Genomic DNA, 18,756 nt, shown 5'->3' on the forward strand with positions numbered 1-18,756 from the left:
AAAATACTCTATTCAACTTAAGCATTTTGTCAGGTTGTATTTTTACGCTTTGTTGACTGTATTAAGTGCTTTAACGCGTATCAATGCAGGGTTAGACCACAAGAGTGGACCATAAGTCACAGCATAACTCAGTGGCAGCGCAGATACAGTGAAGATATACCTCATTGGCCTGTGATGGCATCTTTTAATTGGCCTCTAATTGACGTGCAGGGGTACTTCTAGGGTAAAGGTAGAGCCTTGTTGGGCTTGACTGGTGACTGTTAGCTGGCCGCCCATTTGTTGGGCTAAAGTATGAGCAATGGAGAGGCCTAGCCCAGTACCACCATAGCGCCGCGAGATACTTTGTTCTGCTTGGTGAAAGGCGTCGAAAATAGAACTGAGTTGTTCAGCGGCAATGCCTATGCCTGAGTCAATGATCTCGCACTTCAATAGTAATTGCGCCGAGCGGGGTAGCGTCCAATCCGCACGTAAGATTACTTGCCCTGCAGCGGTAAACTTCAGAGCGTTGGCCAGTAAGTTAACAAGAATTTGTCGCAGTCGTGTTGGGTCGCCTTCAACCTGTATGCCGGGTAATTCGGGCGGCAAGTCAAAGATCAGCTCCAGCCCTTTTTGCTCGGCGCTGTATTTGAACGCATCCTGTAGCGAGTTAAACAGCTGGTGCAAGGAAAAAGGAATGCACTCCAGCTGTAGGGCATCGTGTTCCAGGCGTGAAAAATCAAGAATATCATTGATCACCTCGAGCATTTGCAAACTTGAAGCATGGGCAATGCTGGCATACTCAACTTGTTCTTTGCTGAGCTGGGTTTGCTCGAGCAGTTGCAGCATGCCGAGAACACCATTCATTGGCGTACGCAGCTCATGGCTCATCATGGCGAGAAAATCTGACTTGGCATGGTTGGCTCGTTCAGCTTCTTGTTGTGCCTGCTGTAATTCAGCCATGTGTTTATGCTGGGTAAGCTGCGCTTGCTGCAAGGTGTGGCTGAGCATATTAATGTGTTGGCTCAACTCACCCAGTTCACCGTTATCAACCTCGGTGAGGGCTGGGGTATCGAGCAAACCTTGGTCAAGGGCTTGCAGTTTTTGCCGCATAGCACGGATAGGGGTCGATAAGCTACGCGCCAATAAATGCGACAGGGCCCAGATTAAAACCAAGGTGAAAAAAACCAGCCATAATGCGCGAAATAAAGTGTGCAGCTGTTGTTGAGTGAGAGCGCTATCAGTCATACCAACTACGACCCGACCTAATACATCATCTTGGTTGGGGGTGGGTGCTAATACTGTGGACGATAAAAACACCGGATCAAGCTCAATGGACTGGCGGGTAATCAGTGCAGTAAAAGCGGGGCCTTGGCTATTGTGTAAATGGTTTTTTTTCGAGCGTTTTAGTAAGCGCTCTTGATGGTCGTAAACGGCAAGGTAGGCAATGTGAGGGTTTTTTAATAAGCCGGCAAAGAGCGGCTCGAGCAGTTGCATATTGCCGGTAATCACGCTGAACTCTGCAGCAGGAGCCAGTTGATTGGCAATGAGCTGCCCAGTGTTGGCAAGTTCTTCTTGCAAGTTTTGTAAGCGCGATAAAGTAAAGTAGCCGGTAAGCAGTAAGGCGATAAGAACTGCCGGCAGCAGACTGACAAACAGCGTATGGCGGTGAATACTGCCACCAAGGATTTTTTTCATGGTGTGGGCCTTGAGTGCTTGAGTTGCAGGGCAAGCTGCTGCGGATCGCTATTTTGGATGCCTAGGGAGCGCGCGACCTGTTCATTAACGCTGACTTTAAAATGATCGGGGTAGGCGCTGCGCGGCCAACTCTCCGGTGGAGATTGCAAAAGCAACTGCAGGCTTTGCAGCCAGTCATGTTTATCGCTGTAGGTGGTAGAGAGACTGCCCGCTTTTATAAAGGCCGCAGTGGGGCCAATCAATGCTTGTTGGCGTGCATAGCTGCTGAGCAGAATACTTTTAATACTGGACGAATTGTAAATCTGCAGATCATCAAGGCCCAGTAGGGCGTCGGTTTTACTTAAGAGGCGGCCAAGGCTGCGGGCGTCATAACTGTCAGGCCAATAGTATGTATGCAGAGTAAGGCCCTGTGCTTGTATGGCTTGTTCAATATCGTTAAGCAAAAATGCGCTGTAATCGCCGTAAAGCAGGCCAATGTTTTTCACATCTGGCTGCATGGCTTTTAATAAGGCAATTTGGCGTTCCAGTGCTGGATCACTCCAGAGTAAGGTTAAGTGCTCTGGCTGTTGTTCTTGCAGCTGCTGGTAGGCTTGCACTCGGCTGACTTGCATGATGAGGGTGGCGGGTTGGCTGTGAGTGAGCTGCAAGCGCCATTTTAATAAAGCCGGCCCTAATAGGATTAGACGCGTGTTTTCGGCGAAGTGTGGTTGTGCTTCCAATTGTGCACGCGGCATATAAGTCACTGTCAGCGCTGGCATTGTGTTCGCCAAATCCTGAGCGAAACTGCGCACAGCCGGACTGTCGCGCTCCGCGCTGATGATCACCTGTGCCTGGCTGACTAAGCTGATAGCGCAGAGTAAGACGCCAATAACATGCCGCAAATAAGCCCACATAAACCTACTAAAACTCCAATTGCAGGCTAAAGTAAGCCAAGTCTTGAGAGTTGTCTTTATTATTGGTATGGCCAATGGGTTGATTATTGAGTGTGCGTTGCAGATTGCCCGCAACGGTAAAGCGCTTGTCTGCCCAGTTAAAATGTTTTGCGAGGCGCACAGTTGCCAGTTGTAGGTCATGGCCGTCTAGTTGCTTGGCAGCAAAATACATCAAGCTGCTATTCCAGCCATGATTCCAATCACGGAGCCAAGCTAAGGAACCGCTGTGGGTGGGGGTGACATTCTGGTCCAGAGAGTTGCTGGCGCGATCTTTAATGTAAGCATAACTGATACGTAAGCGGTCTTGGTCGCTGGCTTGCCAGTTACTTTCAAGTTCGCTGCCGTAGAATTTAATATGATTATTATTGTTGAGGTTAAATGCACTTAAGTTCGGTGTATGGCTAATCATACGGCTGATTCTTTCTTCGAACAGCTTGACGTCAATAGACAGGCGTTGCGCGGCAAAATAACCGTTGTAACCCAGCTCATAGGCTTTTATTTTTTCTTGCTTGAGGGCACCGCTACCTTGGGCGCTGATAAAAAAGTCAGCACTGCTACCGCTACTTAACGCGGGACGTAAGTCACGCACACGGTAGTGCCAGTCCGCATGGTTTTCAAACATATCGGGGGAGCGAACAGCCTCGCTATATACCGCACGTAAGCCATGGGCAGGGGTAAGCATATAATTGACCGCTAAGCGCGGTGAAAAGGAATCGCCGTTACTGCTATCGTGCTCAAACATACCACCGCCTTGCAGCAGCCAGTGCTCGGTGGCATACCACTCAAATTGACTGAAGGCGCGGGTAATGTCTTTGCGTTGGCGCCCGTTTAAAAAAGTTTGTGAGCGGGCTTGATCGTAGCGGTAACTTAAGCCGCTGATCAGGCGCAAACTGTTGGAGAAACTGTAGGTGTCTTGTAGTTCGAGGTCAAAGCGTGCTTCGCGGCTATCTTCATTAATAAGGCCGCAACTGTGGGGAATTATTTCCCCTTTTTTGGGCAGGGTCGCCTCAGTGAGTGCTGGACCAAAACTGATTTGTGCATCACAAGCCCGCCATTGGCGTAAGCGTTCCCATTGTTGAGCATTGGCCTGGATGGAAAAGCTGTGTTGTGAATTGACAGTGTGAGTCCAGCGCAGGCTGGCTGCGTAATCCTTAGCTTGGATATCAGAGTTTGAGTCTTGCTCGTGAGCTTTAGGGGTGATGTTGTCAGCAAAAACAGAGTGGTAATTGTTATTGACCTGGTTGCTGCCCTCTTTAAAAGCCAGTTGCCAGTCTAAGCTGTTGTGTTCGTCGAGTTGATGGTCGGCACGTAAATTGAAACGACTGAGTCTGCGCCCATCACGAAAATCTGTACCGTCCCTGCGCTTATCAAAACCATCATCAGCCAGACCTGAGATAGACAAGCGCATATCAGAGCTTTCGCTATGCCATGCTTGCCGTGCATACCAGTCGCGGATGCCATTTTCGCCAAGATTGGTTTTTAACTTGCTGCCGTGCGTGTCTTTAGCTGAGAAGGTAATGATATTGATCACACCTAATAGTGCATTAGCACCATAACTTACGGTATTGGGGCCGCGAAATACCTCAATGCGCTGAATATCTTCGATGGCCACAGGTAAGTCGCTCCAGTCCACCTGAGCAAAACCTGCGCGATACACCGAGCGCCCGTCAATCAGTACTTGTAGGCGCCGCGCTTGGCCTGGGCTGCTACCATGGTAATTTACTGTGGTTAGGTTGCCGCTATCTGGTACCACCAACATGCCGGGGATAAAGCGCAATAAGTCAGTAATATTGCGTGCGCCACTGGCCACAATCAGCTCATGATCGATGCTGCTAATACTGCCGGGCACTGCAGCAGGCGGCTGATGTAAGTGGGTGGCGGTGAGCACTTCGGGTAAGGCCAGATCCTGAATGAATAAGTCATCAGAATGGGCAGCATGGGCCAAGCTCAACACAAATACCGGAGCGAGCAGTGCGCTTGCTTTTAAACACATCTGCTTTATAAATATGCGCGGCAAGGCTTGTCCTCAAAATAGTAGGTGCGAAAATACCCGCTAGTTTAACCGAAAATGTGAAACACTGGTTATGCTTGAGTAGCCCCGTATAATGATGCAATCGCCGTTTAACGGCTAAGAGAACAGAAGCATGCTAATAAAAAAACCAATTGCTGTGTTGGGTGGAGGTAGTTTTGGTACTGCCTTGGCGAACTTATTGGCCAGCAATCAGCATCCGGTGCGTTTATGGATGCGTGATCCGCAGCAAGCGCAAGCAATTAATGAGAACCGACAAAATCCGCGCTATTTAAAAGGTGTGCCGGTATTGGATGGTGTCACTGCTACAACGGATCTTGCCGCGGTTATCGCAGAATGTGAGTTGATTTTTGTTGCTTTGCCTTCAACAGCTTTGCGTACAGTGTTGACCTCTTACGCTGATGCTCTGCGCGATAAGATGTTGATCAGCACCACCAAAGGAATTGAAGCCAATACCTTTATGTTAATGAGCCAGATTCTTGAGGATATCGCGCCGTTTGCCCGTGTTGGCGTATTGTCTGGGCCTAACCTGGCCCGCGAAGTTGCTGCTCACGCCTTAACCGCTAGTGTTGTTGCCAGTGAAGATCAAGCCCTGTGCCAAGAGGTACAGACTGTTTTGCATGGCCCAACATTTCGTGTGTATGCCAGCCGTGATCGCTTTGGAGTTGAGCTGGGCGGTGCTTTGAAAAATGTGTATGCCATTATTGCTGGAATGGCTGCTGCCATGGGTATGGGTGAAAACACCAAAAGTATGTTGATCACCCGAGCCTTGGCAGAGATGACGCGCTTTGCGGTCAAGTTGGGGGCTAATCCTATGACGTTCTTAGGGCTGGCAGGGGTGGGTGATTTGATCGTGACCTGTACATCACCGAAAAGCCGTAACTATCAAGTGGGCTTTGCTTTGGGTGAAGGTTTGAGCTTGGACGAAGCAGTTACGCGTTTAGGGGAGGTTGCCGAAGGGGTTAATACCTTGAAAGTGCTGAAAGCTAAGTCCCAAGAGTTGGACGTGTATATGCCATTGGTCGCTGGCTTATATGCCATTCTATTTGAAGGGCGCACCCTCGAGCAGATTATTGGTGGACTGATGTCTGGCGAACCCAAAACTGATGTTGATTTTATTTCCATTGATGGCTTTTAAAGGAGAATTGAGAGCGTGAGCAAAGCAGAGAAAACTATTCGGCGTGAATCCCTTGTGCTGCGCATAGTATGGATGTTGTTATTTTTACTGGTATGGCAAATTGCGGTGCCGCTGCTGGCTATTATTGTGGTTGCCCAGTTGTTATACCGATTGTTTTTTGGAGCGCCCAGCGCCCACTTTATGCGTTTTGGTGACAGCTTAAGCCAGTACTTAGCGCAAATGGGACGCTTTGCTGTATTCAATACCGATGCTAAGCCGTGGCCCGTCGCTGATTGGCCGCAAGCGCATGTCGCTAATGGTGAAGCTGCTCATGATCCGCAAGCGAAACACGCAGCGGCAAATAATGATGCGGCAAATGCTGTGGCAGCAGCGACTGAAAAACCAGCAACCAGTACTGCAGTGGAAGTCAATGTAGAGGATGCAGAAGTAGCAGAAGTAGCAGAAGTAGCAGAAGAATTGTCCGTGCAGCAAACAACTGAAGCCTCTGACCAGCAAACGCCAGAGGAACCAAAATAGTGAAACTTTGGTTACTCAGACACGGCGCTGCAGAAGATTATCAGCGTCATGATGCCGAGCGTCAGCTGACCGAGATGGGGCGTCAGCAAGTTGTACAGGCCGCCCAATTTTTGCGTGGTATTGAGTTTGATCGCGTCTTATCCAGTCCTTATATCCGTGCGCGACAAACCGCAGAGTTGATTTGCGCCACGCTGCAGCATTCAGGTGAGATAGAAATAGTGCCCTGGTTGACGCCAATGGATGATGTGCGTGAAGTGACGCGTAAGCTGGATGCTTACCCTGTAGAAAACTTACTGATTGTCGCGCACCAACCCTTGCTCGGTGCTTTAGCCAGTTGGCTGGTTGATGCTGATCGGCAGCACGGTGTTGCGATGAATACCGCCAGTGTTGCTTGCCTACAAGGCGATTTTGTTGGGGCTGGCAGTATGCAGTTGCACTCATTACAGCATGTACAGGGTTAATTCCGGACAGCTCAATAATTAAAACTATAAAATAACTAAGGAGTACCGAGTGCCAGCTTTTGTCCAAGAAATACGCATTCAATTGCCACACATTGATTTAGCTGCGCGGGTCTACGGCCCCGAAGACGGCCAGCCAGTCTTAGCTTTACATGGTTGGTTGGATAACTGCATGACCTTTGAACTGCTGGCACCAAAGTTACAAGGCTTGCGCATTGTCGCCATTGATATGGCCGGCCATGGTCATTCTGGCCACCGCGCTCCTGGCGCGGGTTATCAACTATGGGATTATGCGTTGGATGCATTGATGGCCACTCAACAGTTGGGTTGGGAAAAGTTCTCTTTACTTGGTCACTCTTTGGGCGGCATTGTCAGTGTACTTATTGCCGCTTCAGTACCTGAGCGCGTTGAGCGAGTGGCGTTGATTGATGGCCTGGTTCCAGATACCGGCGAAGCAGATAAAGCCGCGAAAAAACTGGGTGAAGCGTTATTGGCTCAGATTGATTTAGCGGCAAAAAAGAAAACGGTTTATGCAAGCATTGAGCAGGCTGTGCAAGTGCGCATGCGTGGCTTTATGCCAGTGAGCCAGTTGGCCAGCGAGTTGCTGGCGCAGCGCGGTTTAAGCCCAGTGGCTGGAGGCTATAGTTGGAGCAGTGATGCACGCTTGACCTTGCCGTCACCACTGCGTTTAACCATGGCCCATGCAGCAGCTTTTGTACAAGCGGTACAGTGCCCGATGCTGCTGGTTTTAGCGGAGCAAGGGGTTTTAGTAAAAGAGCCGCAGTTTATGCAGTTTCTCAACACTTTATCCTTAGATGTGCAACGCTTGCCCGGTGGTCATCATTTACACCTTGATGACGAAGAAGGTGCGCAGGCGGTGGCTGAACAAGTTCAAGCATTTTTCAGTACACAATAGATCCGCGCCAAGCGTGCTAGAAACGTAACGCTCTAAACGCAGGCGCGAGTGTTATGTGCTGCACGAATCGGCTGATAAGCGCTGCTCGGCGCAGTAGATAATGTTAGCCTCACACAAACCGCCCAAACTATGTTGGTAAAGTGATAATGCACAATTGGATGTTAACTGCGGTAGTCACCGCGTTATTGGCTTCTTTAAGCAGTATGGCTGCGGCCGATACTTTTGCTGAGTTGCTAGCACTTGAATCATTGCGTGATGCAAAAGTTATTACTCAAGAGCAGCAAGCAAATTTAGAGAAAATCTACCCGCAAGGCTCAGTGCGCCGTATTAGCGGTAAAATGCGCTACAGCGGTGAGGTATTGGTGCGGGGCGCGGTGGAGGTGTTAACGGTGCAATTGGCGCCGACTCATGAAGCGCTGGACGCTTTTACCGCCAGCCGTGAGATGCTGCAAAACCAGCAAGCTGAATTGTTGTATTGGTGTATGGCCCGAGAGTGTGGACCCAGTAATCTTTGGGCCAATCAGGTGTTTGCTAATGCGCGCCTGTATGGGCCGGATGATCGACAAGCATATGCTTTATTTCGTTTAGGCGGCGATGAGCAAGCAACCCTCGTTGCGCTGTATGCCATTACTCGCGGTAATGGCCGTGGTTTTTTGCACGCTGAGTATTTTCAGAGTGAGCAGCTACCCGCTAACTTGCTCCCCACTGCACCGACCTTAGAGCGTCAACTCAGCAGTGATGAGCGTTTGCATCTGCCGCACTTAACCGACTTACCTGATCCGGTTTGGACTAAAATATTGGTGCGAGCGCTGAATCGCAATAGCACCATGCGTATCAGTATGGCTGGTGAGCATGCGCAAGAGTGGTATGACGCCATGGTTGAGCAGGGGCTGCGTGCTTCACGGGTGGAGCTTGAAGCAGAGTACAGTAAGCCAGGATTGCTCCTGCAGCGCTTGCCTTAATTTTTTAACTGGATAGTCAGATTATGTTCAGTAACGACCGTTTATTTGCGCAGATTTTATTGCTGGCGCTGTTAGGTGCCTGTCTTTGGGTGCTTACACCATTTGTTACCGCTTTATTTTGGGCCGCTGTCTTGGCCTTTGCCAGTTGGCCGGTCATGCGCATCTTGACCCGCTGGTTAAACGGCAATGCAACCTTAGCCGCTGGTGTACTTACCGCTGGCTGGGTGTTAATTGTGGCCGGACCACTGGTCTGGCTGGGCTTTAATATTGCCGACCATATCCGTACGGCAACAGAACTTATTAAAAACCTGCGCGTGACAGGCTTGCCAGATGCCCCAGAGTGGCTGGCAGGTGTGCCGATGATGGGCGATCGATTGCTGGAGTTGTGGCAAACTTTAGATCACCAGGGGGCAGCTATGTTTGCCACCGTTAAACCCTATATGGGGCAAATGGGCAACTGGTTGTTAGGGCGCAGTGCGAGTATTGGTACTGGCTTTATGGAGCTGGCGCTGAGTTTGCTGCTGGTGTTTTTCTTTTATCGCGACGGCCCGGTATTAGCTAATTTTTTTAAAAGTTTAGTTAAGCGCTTGATTGAAGAGCGTGCTGATTACTACATCGACTTGGTTGCAGGTACTGTGCGCCGAGTGGTTAACGGGGTCATTGGTACTGCTGCGGCGCAAGCCATTATTGCTTTAATTGGTTTTGTTATCGCCGGCGTACCTGGTGCGCTACTGTTGGCCGCATTGACCTTTATGCTGAGCTTAATTCCTATGGGGCCACCTTTGGTGTGGGGGCCGGCAGTGGCTTGGCTGTTTTGGCAGCAAGACTATGGCATGGCCGCTTTTCTATTGGTTTGGGGTTTGTTAGTCATTAGCAGCGTGGATAACTTTTTAAAGCCTTATCTGATCAGTCGCGGTGGTAACTTGCCTTTAGTCATTGTGCTAATGGGGGTCTTTGGCGGCTTATTTTCCTTTGGTTTTATGGGGCTGTTCTTAGGTCCAACCTTACTGGCGGTCGCTTATAGCTTGGTCAGTGACTGGATTGCTAGCAGCCAGCCAAATGACGAGAAAGTTAACTGATAATCACAAGAAAGGGCTCAGTTATGCGTTTGAAATGGATATGTTTACCTGTACTGGCTGCAGTCTTAGTAGGCTGCGCAGCGAAAACCAATTACCGCAGCACTTGTGCACAACAATTGGACAGTGCTTGGCATGAACTGGACTTAGCTAAAGCCGAAGGTTTTGCTGGGACTGTCAGTTATTCAAAAGCGTTGACTTTAATTACTGGCGCGAAAGCCCAGCAACAGTTTGAAGCCTATGAAGGCTGTTCGAAAAAAGCAGAAAAAGCACGTTTTTATATTCGTGAATCACGGGCTGGGCGTTAATTATAAAACGCTACAATCTGTGCTTGCCTCTGAATCTGGCTTGGCCTTTGCCAGTTGTGTAAAAGCTGGCGAGCATAGAGAAATACTGAAAATGGAGTTGTAGAGCATGCGCAATCAATTAGAGGCCTGTATTACTGCTGTGAATCAGGTTGTCCTCGGTAAAGAGCATTCCGTGCGTCTAGCCGTGTCGTGCTTATTGGCACAGGGGCATTTACTCATCGAAGATCTGCCCGGTATGGGTAAAACCACTTTAAGCCACGCATTAGCGCAGGTGCTAGGCTTAAACTATCAGCGGATTCAATTCACTTCAGATTTATTGCCAGGAGATATTCTCGGAACATCCGTATTTGACCGAGAAACCAGCCAGTTTGTTTTCCACCCTGGCCCTGTGTTTGCTGAGCTGCTGCTCGCCGATGAAATCAACCGGGCCACGCCTAAAAGTCAGAGCGCCTTACTGGAAGCTATGGAGGAGGGGCAAGTTACCATTGAGGGGGCAACCCGTCCTTTGCCGGATCCGTTTTTCGTGATCGCCACACAAAATCCAGTGAGCCAAGGTGGGACTTTTAGTTTGCCTGAGTCGCAGTTGGACCGGTTTTTGATGCGCTTATCCTTAGGTTATCCCAGTGCCAGTGCTGAGCGTCAATTGCTGCAAGGCAGTGCGCGTCGAGAGTTGCTGACTGAGTTGCAGCCCTTGATTGCACGTGCAGATCTATTAGCCGCACAGCAGCAGGTCAGCGCGGTGTTGGCCAGCGATGCGCTGATCAGTTATGTCTTACGCTTAGTTGAAGCTACCCGCATTCATGCGCAGCTGGCTTTTGGTTTGTCACCGCGAGGCAGTTTAGCCTTGTTGGCTGCGGCGAAAGCTTGGGCATTTTTAGCCGGTCGTGATTATGTGATACCTGAAGATGTGCAAGTGGTCTTCCCAGCAGTGGCTGAACACCGTTTACGTGAGCAAAATAGCCCCAGTGGTTTAGGTAGCGCTGCTATTGTCAAAAGCTTATTGGCCGATGTGCCTGCGCTGTAATGTTAAGTCGTTTACTCTCTAAGCCTAGGCAGTGGTTTGCTGCGTGGTTGGCGCGTCGCTTGCCGCCTGTGCAGAGCTTGCGTCTACAGCAGCGGCATATCTTTATTGTGCCTACGCGGACGGGGGTGGCGTACGCTGGCGCATTGATTCTCATGCTGTTGGTGGCAATTAACTATCAAAACAGTTTGGCTTATGCGCTGACCTTCCTTTTAGCTTCGCTGGGCTTGCTAACCATGTTTCATACCTGGCGTAACTTAGCCGGATTGACTTTGTCCGCGGCCGGTAGCGTACCGTGTTTTGTTGGCGAGCAGGGCCTGTATCGGGTCGGTTTATACAGTGAGAAAAATACCTATCAAGCCATCGCGATTGGTTGGCATCGGCAAGCATTAACATTGCTTGATGTACCCGCCAATGATCAGCAAGTGGCTGAGCTGAGCGTGCTGGGCAAACAGCGTGGCTGGCAACCAGCGCCACGCTTACGTGTGGAAACGCGCTTTCCGCTGGGCTTGTTTGTCGCTTGGAGTCAGCTGGATTTAGCCCAAGCGCTGCTGGTTTATCCGCAGCCAATTGATGATGCTGTGCCTGCAGCAGCGGGTGAGGGCGATGAGCATGATAATGCTGAAACAGCCTTTACCGCAGGCGCAGATGATTATTATGGTTTGACGGCTTGGCAGCCCGGTGACTCTTTGCGTCGTATTCACTGGAAAGCATGGTCCAAAGGTCAGGGTTTACTGATTAAGCAGTTTACTGAGCAGCAAGGCCAGCAACAGGTTTTGGACTTTGAGCAAATCGGCGGTGCAGTTGAGTACCGGCTGGGGGTGTTATGTGCACAGGTGCTTAAACTCAGTGCTAGCGATCAGCCTTACAGCTTATATTTGCCTGGGCAAACACTGGGGCCGGGCTTTGGTCTTGCGCACCGCCAGAGCTGTTTGCGCGCCTTGGCTTTATATGGAGTGACGCAGCCATGAGGATGAAACATACGCTGCACACAGCTGAGCAAAGCATTCCACGTATTAGCCTCATTTGGCTGTTAATAGCACAGGCTTTAGTCATTGCGCCGCACCTTTTCCATGTGCCGCTGTGGTTGATTGGTTTATGGCTTGGTTGTGCGGCGTGGCGGGTGCAAGTGTTTCGCATGCGTGCACCTTTTCCCAATACATGGGTAAAAGCCTTGCTGATGTTGGCCAGTGCTTTTGCGGTATACCTCAGTCGTGGCAGTTTTGTGGGCTTAGATGCAGGAATCGCCTTGTTGATTACCGCATTTATTTTAAAAATGTTGGAAGTGCGAACCCAGCGTGATGCTGTGGTGGTGATTTTTTTAGGCCTTTTTACCGTGGTCACCAGCTATTTGTTCGAGGATAGCTTACTGGCTGCACTGTACAGTATTGTGCCGGTACTGGCACTGCTTTCTGCGTTATTGGGCCTACAACAAAGCAAGTTTGCGCAGCAGCCACTAGTGACTTTTAAGCTGGCTGCACGCTTGCTGGCCCAAGCCGTGCCGTTAATGGTGTTGTTGTTTGTCTTGTTTCCACGCTTAGAGCCACTGTGGAGTTTGCCGCAGCCAAGTAATAAAGGCACCACAGGGTTGTCCAGCAGTATGTCGCCGGGTGATTTGGCTGAACTGGGACAGTCTTCGGCATTGGCTTTTCGTGCGCGATTTGAAGGGGAAATTCCTGCGCAGTCGCAACTGTATTGGCGCGCCCTGACGTTGCCGCACTTTGATGGGCGCAGTTGGTCAGTCAATCAACGTTTAGAGCAGCAAGCACCGCAATGGCAAGCGCAGGGCGACTCACTCAGCTACAGCATTATTATGGAACCAAGCACGCAACCATGGTTGTTCAGTCTGGATGTGGGCAGTAGCGAACAGGCTAATATTTCTCAGATGAGTGACTTTCGTTTGCAGCGCAGCACCCCAGTGAACCGTGCCTACCAATATCGCGCAACCTCTTGGCCTGATGCACTGCGTCAACCGTTATTGAGTGAGCGCCAACAGCAACAATTTTTACAGCTGCCCCGAGGTGGTAATGCGCAAACTCGGGCTTGGGCGCAGCAACTGCGACAACAGTACCCTAGCGATGACGCCTTAGTGGCGGCACTGCTGCGGCATTTTAATCAAGAGCCATACCACTACACGCTAAAACCACCGCTATTGGGTGATGACAGCGTGGATGAGTTCTTGTTTAGCAGTCAGCATGGCTTTTGTGCGCATTACGCTGGTGCCATGGTCTTTGCTTTGCGCGCTGCGGGGATTCCAGCACGGGTGGTGGCTGGTTACCAAGGTGGTGAGGTGAACCAGACGGGGCAGTTTGTTCAGGTGCGACAGTTTGATGCCCATGCTTGGGTTGAGTATTGGCAGCCGGGGGTGGGTTGGCAAAGTGTTGACCCCACCTTTCAGGTGGCACCTGAGCGCATTGAGCGTGGCCTGCAAGACTCGATGCAAGATGAAGCTGAGCTGTTTCAGGGGGACTTTTTTTCGCCGCTGCGCTACCGACACATTGGTTGGGTTAATCAATTGCGCATGAGCTGGGAAAATCTGAATCACAGCTGGCAAACGCAGATTCTTGGTTATCAGCGTGACCGCCAGCAGGCTTGGCTTAAGCAGTGGTTTGGTAAGGTGGATTGGCAGGTACTGGGACTGCTCTTGGTGATCAGTGCTGCGCTGATTATTGCTGTGCTTGTCGTGTGGATGTTTAAACCTTGGCAGCGGCAAACAGAGCCGGTGCAGCGAGTGTTAGCAGACTTACAGAAAGTTATGCGTCGGCGCGGTTTTAACCGAGAGCCCGGTGAAGGTTTGCGTAGCTTTTATGAGCGCATCAGTGTCGATTTAACCAGCGAACAGCAGCATGCTCTGCAGGTTTTTTTAGACACTTACGAGCAACAGCAATATGCCCAGCAGACGCAGGACATTAGCGCTCTGCGGCAAGCTTTAGTGCAGGTGAAAAAACATTTATGTTAGATATTTTGTTGCGGATAGGCTTGGCGCCGGTGTTGCTCTGGCAGGGGCGTAACGTGCGGCGAAGTACTTTGCGTTTGCCTGAGGCGGCCGGTGCGCGCTACGGCCAAGTTGGCCGAGGGCCAGCGCTGCGCATCCTGCTTTTAGGTGACTCGTCCGCTGCTGGAGTTGGCGTAAGTCAGCAAGAGCAAGCCTTGGCGGGGCAATTAAGCAAACAATTGAGTCAAGACTATCAAGTCAGTTGGCAACTGCTGGCTGAAAGCGGCATCACCTTGCAGCAACTCTTAGCCAAGCTGGATGAAGTGCGCGGCCAGTACGATGTTGCGGTGCTGGCAGTGGGTGTCAATGATGTCACCGCTGGTACTAAAGATGCCGTGTGGGTGGCCCAGCTGCAAGCGTTGCGAGCACGGCTCACTGCTGAGTTTAAAGTGCGCAATATCTTGGTCTCGGCAGTACCGCCGATGCAGCATTTTACCGCCTTGCCACGGCCCTTGAGTGATTACTTAGGGCGGCGTGCGCGGCGTTTAAATGCGCTGACTACGCGGTTAGCCAAGCAAACAGCAGAGTTAACCTTTATGCCCATTGAGCTGGGTGTTAGCCCGCAAATGCTCGCTGCGGATGGTTTTCACCCCAGTGCCATTGCCTATGACTTATGGGCGCAGCAAGTGGTTGCTCAACTGAAAAGCTGCTCGGACACGAGCCAGATCAGCAATAAATAGGCTTTTCATATACTATGCCCGCGTATATCAACTATGTCTTGGAGGCCTTGCGTGCCTATTACTGTGTGGGGGTTAGCGATTGCACAAGCCTTGCTGACTACCGGAAATATTTTATTGGTGGCGGTTTCGGCGTTAATTGGTAAGCAATTAGCCAGTCACCCAGCTTTAATTACTTTGCCCGTTGCGTTGCAGTTTTTGGGTTTAATTATGGCCACTTTGCCGGCGGCGCACCTGATGCACAAGATGGGGCGCAAAGTTGGTTTTATTGTGGGCAACTGTATTGGTTTGTTGGGTACTTGGGTAGCTTTGCAAGGCTTGGAAGCCAATAGTTTAATGCACTTTGCCAGTGGGACCTTTTTGATTGGAATGGCCATTGGTACTGGCCAGCAATACCGCTTTGCAGCCTTAGATGTTTGCGCCATTGAGCAGCGCCCGCGGGCGATTAGTATGGTGATGGCCGGTGGTATTTTAGCAGCAATTTTGGGGCCTAACTTAGCCATTTGGTCACGCCAGTGGTTTGATGGCAATCCGTTTGTTGGAGCTTTTTATGGCTTGTTTATTATTTATGTCTTAGCTTTGATTTTGATCAGCAGTTTGCCGCTGGCAGCACCAATTAAGCATACGGTGAAACAGGTGACACGCAGCTATGCAGAGCTCTTTAAGCAGCCGTTACTCGTTGCAGCAATTGCCTCAGGTGCCATTGGTTACGCAATTATGGTGTTACTGATGACCGCCACGCCCATTGCCATGCAGCAGGATGAGTTTCCATTTAGCAATATCGCTTGGGTGATTCAGTGGCATGTGCTGGGGATGTATGCGCCGTCATTTTTCACTGGTGGCTTGATCCGTCGCTACAGTTCGCGCACGGTTATTTTATGGGGTTGTGCAACTCTGGCTTTATGCATTTTGGTTAACGTTATGGGTAACAGTTACTGGCATTACCTGATTGGTTTGTTGTTGTTGGGCGTTGGCTGGAACTTTACTTATATTGGTGCAACCCACTTGTTAACCTTTACTTATGAGCCTGCTGAGCAAGGTAAAGTGCAGGGTATTAATGAGTTTATGGTGTTCACTGCCGCAGCTGTAGGAAGCCTGCTGGCTGGCGTAGGGGTGGATAAGCTGGGTTGGACTTGGCTCAACCTTGCTTCACTGCCGCCAATTATTCTTGTGGCTTGGTGGATTGTGCGACTGGCTGATCAACGGGCTCGAGTGCGTGAGCGTATTTAGTTGTTACAACCAATAGCGCTGCCTGAGTTCAGTGAGCGCTATTGGTTTTTTCGGTACTGGTTTATTTAGGCCAGTAAAAACTGTCGGGTTGCTCTCTAGCACCAAAGATGGCTTGGCCGATGCGTACGATGGTTGCGCCTTCGGCAATGGCCAGTTCAAAATCACCAGACATACCCATGGAGAGCTCGCTGAGTTGCATACCCTCGGGTGCGCTGGCTTGCAAGCTATCGCGCAATTCACGCAGCATGATAAAGCAACGGCGTACAGCCTCTTGGTCTGGTGAGTTGAGGGCGAGGGTCATGAGTCCGCGCACGCGCAAGCGCTGAAACTGTCCGAGTTGTGCAATTAATTCGTGTGCTTGTTCTGGATCAATGCCGTATTTGCTCTCTTCGCCGGAGGTATTAATTTGGACGAGGACGTCGAGTGTGCGGTTTTCAAGTTCGAGACGCTGATTGAGTGTTTGCGCTAAGCGTAAACTGTCTAAAGCATGAAATTCGCTGGCAAAACGGGCAACGTATTTAGCTTTGTTGGTTTGCAGGTGGCCAATCACACTCCACTCAAGGTCTGCTAGGTCATCGAGTTCTTGCCATTTTTGATAGGCTTCTTGGACCTTGTTTTCGCCAAGCATGCGACAGCCAGCAGCATAGGCTAGGCGCAAGTAGTCGGCAGGGTGAGTCTTGCTTACGGGCAGTAAGCGTACTTCTTGCGGGTCACGTCCAGCTTGTACGCAGGCCTGATCAATGCGGGCACGAACTGTGGCAAGGTTTTGGCGCAGTTGTTCGATAGTTTCAGCTTGAGGATAAGTGCTGTTGTCGGTCAAGGTAGGCTCCTATACACAGGTGACAAATATTAATGTCAGTCTATCAGGCTTGCTAGGTTTAGTGATCTCGATCCCACACCCTCAATTCAGCGGTGCTGTCTATAACTGTTTGCAATAGTGCAACACATACAAATGCTCAACGAGTACTTCGGGGTGGGGGTGGTGAGCGAGCCATGGATGGCGAGCGCCGGAGTTGAACCCTGGACGGGTTCATCGACGGACTAACACCTACCTCGAAGTACGACATGCACTCGTACTGACGCTTTTAATCAAGCTAAGTATCCAGAGCAATATGCGCATACCGCACCTTGTTAGTATCGCTTTTCCCTCAACGCAGCATCCTGCCTCGATTCGGGGCTACGCATCGATGGCTCCGCTTGTCGCTGCACCCGTGTGGCACTGCTGAAATATTGAAGTGTGGCATCTGCACAGATGAGTGTTTTTAAGCAACGTTGGTAGCACTGGCGGCTAGGAATGGCTGGATCTGCTAAACTTGCCAAAATTTAGCCTGATGGTTAGCTATGAAATTTGTAATCAATGTATTGTCGTCCAGTACTGCGCCGGCGACGCGGCGCGCGTTAAGGTTTGCCCAAGCAGTGATAGCGCAAGGGCATGAGATTGTCCGAATATTTTTTTATCAGGACGGCGTTTTAACAGCCAGCAATAACCTGGTCGTTGCGCAGGATCAGCAGGATATTGCCAAACAATGGCAAACCTTTATTACCGAGCATAAGCTGGATGCCGTGGTTTGCATTGCCGCAGCTTTACGCCGTGGAATATTGGATCAAACTGAGGCACAGCGCTATCAGCGCGCTGCCGTGAACCTGGCTGAATGTTATCAGCTCTCAGGCTTAGGCCAGCTCCATGATGGCTTACAACAAGCTGACCGCGTCATCAGCTTTGGGGGCGAGTAATGGCTAAGTCCGTATTATTAATCAGTCGTCAAGCACCTTGGGCTGGCGTGGCAGCGGCCGAAGCCTTGGATATTGCACTGGCTGCCGGGGCTTTTGACTTGCCGCTCAGTGTCTTATTTATCGATGACGGCGTCTTGCAACTAGTAGCGCAACAACAGTCGCAAATCCTTGAGCAAAAAGACCTGTCAGCCAACTTACAGGCCTTGCCCATGTTCGGCATTGAGCAACTCTATGCCGGCCAGCATTGTTTAAACGCGCGCGGCGTATGCCAAACTCAGTTAGCTGTGCCAGCAGAGTTGCTAGATGATGTACAAATACAGCAGCTTATTCGCCAATTTGACCATGTGATGATGTTTTAATGACTACCTTACATATATTAAATGCAGCAGCTGCCCAGAGCACTCAATTGCAAAGCTGTTTACGCTTCCTGTCCGCAGAGGACGCTATTTTACTTTGTGGCGAGGCAGTACAAGCTCTACGTGCACAAAGCCTGGCGGCGCAGCAATTATTGGCTTGCGAGCAGACCTATGCTTTGTATGCGCTAGAAGAGGATGTGCTTGCCCGCGGGATTGATGCCACAGCAATGCCGGTCACCTTAGTGGATTACCCAGCTTTTGTAGCGCTAACCCTGACGTACACGCGGGTCAATAGCTGGACATGAGCACAGAAAAATTAATCGTTGAGGGGCAGGAGATAGCGCTCGATCAAGATGCCTGTTTATGTGATTTAGCTGACTGGTCTGAGCCGGTAGCCCGTGCTTTAGCTGCCCGAGAAGGTATTGAACTCAGCGCAGCGCACTGGGAGGTCTTGTATTTGCTGCAAGAGTTTTATCAGCAGTTTCAATTGTCGCCAGCGAACCGTGCTTTGGTTAAGTATGTGGCCGTTAATTTAGGTAAAGAAAAAGGCAATAGCCTTTATTTAAATGGCTTGTTTAATGGCATGCCGGCTAAATTGGCTGCGCGCTTGGCCGGTCTACCCAAGCCAGCCAACTGTTTTTAATAACAGCTGTGCTATAAACAGTGGTTAGAGCAAGAGCTGTGATTAACTTCATGTGCTGCATTTATTTTAATAATTATTGATCGGAGTGCTG

General features: G+C 50.3%; 19 protein-coding genes and 1 pseudogene. 16 read left to right on the forward strand and 4 right to left on the reverse strand.

Translation table 11 applies throughout. The features are described 5' to 3' along the window. Positions 1–195: 195 nt before the first annotated feature. From O6P33_RS08060 to O6P33_RS08070, 3 genes are read right to left on the reverse strand one after another with little or no spacing between them, the layout of a single operon-like run. Positions 196–1,674 (reverse strand): ATP-binding protein, encoded by a 1,479-nt coding sequence (locus O6P33_RS08060; protein ID WP_269817275.1) that lies wholly within the window; start codon positions 1,672–1,674, stop codon positions 196–198. After that, positions 1,671–2,567: an ABC transporter substrate binding protein gene (locus O6P33_RS08065; protein WP_269817276.1), complete on the reverse strand. Its 897-nt coding sequence runs from the start codon at positions 2,565–2,567 to the stop codon at positions 1,671–1,673. Before O6P33_RS08065 ends, O6P33_RS08060 begins: the two co-directional genes overlap by 4 nt. A gap of 7 nt (positions 2,568–2,574) precedes the next feature. Next, a complete protein-coding gene (locus O6P33_RS08070; protein ID WP_269817277.1) occupies positions 2,575–4,599 on the reverse strand; it encodes a TonB-dependent receptor plug domain-containing protein in 2,025 nt (674 codons plus the stop codon). A 151-nt stretch (positions 4,600–4,750) separates the two neighbouring features. Between O6P33_RS08070 and O6P33_RS08075 the strand changes: the two genes are divergently transcribed. From O6P33_RS08075 to O6P33_RS08130, 12 genes and pseudogenes are all read left to right on the forward strand, one after another. Then, positions 4,751–5,773: an NAD(P)H-dependent glycerol-3-phosphate dehydrogenase gene (locus tag O6P33_RS08075; RefSeq protein ID WP_269817278.1), complete on the forward strand. Its 1,023-nt coding sequence runs from the start codon at positions 4,751–4,753 to the stop codon at positions 5,771–5,773. Between the two features lie 15 nt (positions 5,774–5,788). Beyond that, positions 5,789–6,121 (forward strand): annotated as a pseudogene (locus tag O6P33_RS08080) (DUF4389 domain-containing protein); the annotation flags it as partial. Positions 6,122–6,288: 167 nt separating this feature from the next. Beyond that, positions 6,289–6,750, forward strand: a complete 462-nt coding sequence (sixA, locus tag O6P33_RS08085) for a phosphohistidine phosphatase SixA (protein ID WP_269817279.1) — start codon at positions 6,289–6,291, stop codon at positions 6,748–6,750. A gap of 49 nt (positions 6,751–6,799) precedes the next feature. After that, complete coding sequence (locus O6P33_RS08090; protein ID WP_269817280.1) at positions 6,800–7,663, forward strand: alpha/beta fold hydrolase; 864 nt, start codon at positions 6,800–6,802, stop codon at positions 7,661–7,663. 146 nt (positions 7,664–7,809) lie between these two features. Next, a complete protein-coding gene (locus O6P33_RS08095; protein ID WP_269817281.1) occupies positions 7,810–8,625 on the forward strand; it encodes a DUF4892 domain-containing protein in 816 nt (271 codons plus the stop codon). A 23-nt stretch (positions 8,626–8,648) separates the two neighbouring features. Further along, positions 8,649–9,704, forward strand: coding sequence for an AI-2E family transporter (locus O6P33_RS08100; protein ID WP_269817282.1), 1,056 nt, complete (start codon positions 8,649–8,651; stop codon positions 9,702–9,704). Positions 9,705–9,727: 23 nt separating this feature from the next. Beyond that, positions 9,728–10,009, forward strand: coding sequence for a hypothetical protein (locus O6P33_RS08105; protein WP_269817283.1), 282 nt, complete (start codon positions 9,728–9,730; stop codon positions 10,007–10,009). A gap of 106 nt (positions 10,010–10,115) precedes the next feature. Then, a complete protein-coding gene (locus tag O6P33_RS08110) occupies positions 10,116–11,033 on the forward strand; it encodes an AAA family ATPase (RefSeq protein WP_269817284.1) in 918 nt (305 codons plus the stop codon). Then, positions 11,033–12,001, forward strand: coding sequence for a DUF58 domain-containing protein (locus O6P33_RS08115; RefSeq protein ID WP_269817285.1), 969 nt, complete (start codon positions 11,033–11,035; stop codon positions 11,999–12,001). Before O6P33_RS08110 ends, O6P33_RS08115 begins: the two co-directional genes overlap by 1 nt. Beyond that, positions 11,998–13,989 carry a DUF3488 and transglutaminase-like domain-containing protein gene (locus O6P33_RS08120; protein WP_269817286.1) on the forward strand — a complete coding sequence of 664 codons (1,992 nt, stop codon included), beginning with the start codon at positions 11,998–12,000 and terminating at the stop codon, positions 13,987–13,989. Before O6P33_RS08115 ends, O6P33_RS08120 begins: the two co-directional genes overlap by 4 nt. Next, a complete protein-coding gene (locus O6P33_RS08125) occupies positions 13,983–14,705 on the forward strand; it encodes an SGNH/GDSL hydrolase family protein (RefSeq protein WP_269817287.1) in 723 nt (240 codons plus the stop codon). Before O6P33_RS08120 ends, O6P33_RS08125 begins: the two co-directional genes overlap by 7 nt. 51 nt (positions 14,706–14,756) lie before the next feature. Next, on the forward strand, positions 14,757–15,932 hold the full coding sequence (locus O6P33_RS08130) for an MFS transporter (RefSeq protein ID WP_269817288.1): 1,176 nt from the start codon (positions 14,757–14,759) through the stop codon (positions 15,930–15,932). Between the two features lie 61 nt (positions 15,933–15,993). On the opposite strand, the gene O6P33_RS08135 is transcribed toward O6P33_RS08130, so the two are convergent. Next, positions 15,994–16,752 (reverse strand): YggS family pyridoxal phosphate-dependent enzyme, encoded by a 759-nt coding sequence (locus tag O6P33_RS08135; protein WP_269817289.1) that lies wholly within the window; start codon positions 16,750–16,752, stop codon positions 15,994–15,996. 521 nt (positions 16,753–17,273) lie between these two features. Between O6P33_RS08135 and tusD the strand changes: the two genes are divergently transcribed. The 4 genes from tusD to O6P33_RS08155 are packed head-to-tail and all read left to right on the forward strand — an operon-like array spanning position 17,274 to position 18,665. Continuing rightward, positions 17,274–17,666 (forward strand): sulfurtransferase complex subunit TusD, encoded by a 393-nt coding sequence (gene tusD, locus O6P33_RS08140; protein ID WP_269817290.1) that lies wholly within the window; start codon positions 17,274–17,276, stop codon positions 17,664–17,666. Further along, positions 17,666–18,025 carry a sulfurtransferase complex subunit TusC gene (tusC, locus tag O6P33_RS08145; protein ID WP_269817291.1) on the forward strand — a complete coding sequence of 120 codons (360 nt, stop codon included), beginning with the start codon at positions 17,666–17,668 and terminating at the stop codon, positions 18,023–18,025. The genes tusD and tusC overlap by 1 nt, the downstream gene beginning before the upstream one ends. Continuing rightward, positions 18,025–18,327 (forward strand): sulfurtransferase complex subunit TusB, encoded by a 303-nt coding sequence (gene tusB / locus O6P33_RS08150; RefSeq protein WP_269817292.1) that lies wholly within the window; start codon positions 18,025–18,027, stop codon positions 18,325–18,327. Before tusC ends, tusB begins: the two co-directional genes overlap by 1 nt. Beyond that, positions 18,324–18,665, forward strand: coding sequence for a TusE/DsrC/DsvC family sulfur relay protein (locus O6P33_RS08155; RefSeq protein ID WP_269817293.1), 342 nt, complete (start codon positions 18,324–18,326; stop codon positions 18,663–18,665). The genes tusB and O6P33_RS08155 overlap by 4 nt, the downstream gene beginning before the upstream one ends. Positions 18,666–18,756 lie beyond the last annotated feature (91 nt).

It is taken from the genome of Denitrificimonas caeni (assembly GCF_027498055.1).
Lineage (GTDB): Bacteria > Pseudomonadota > Gammaproteobacteria > Pseudomonadales > Pseudomonadaceae > Denitrificimonas.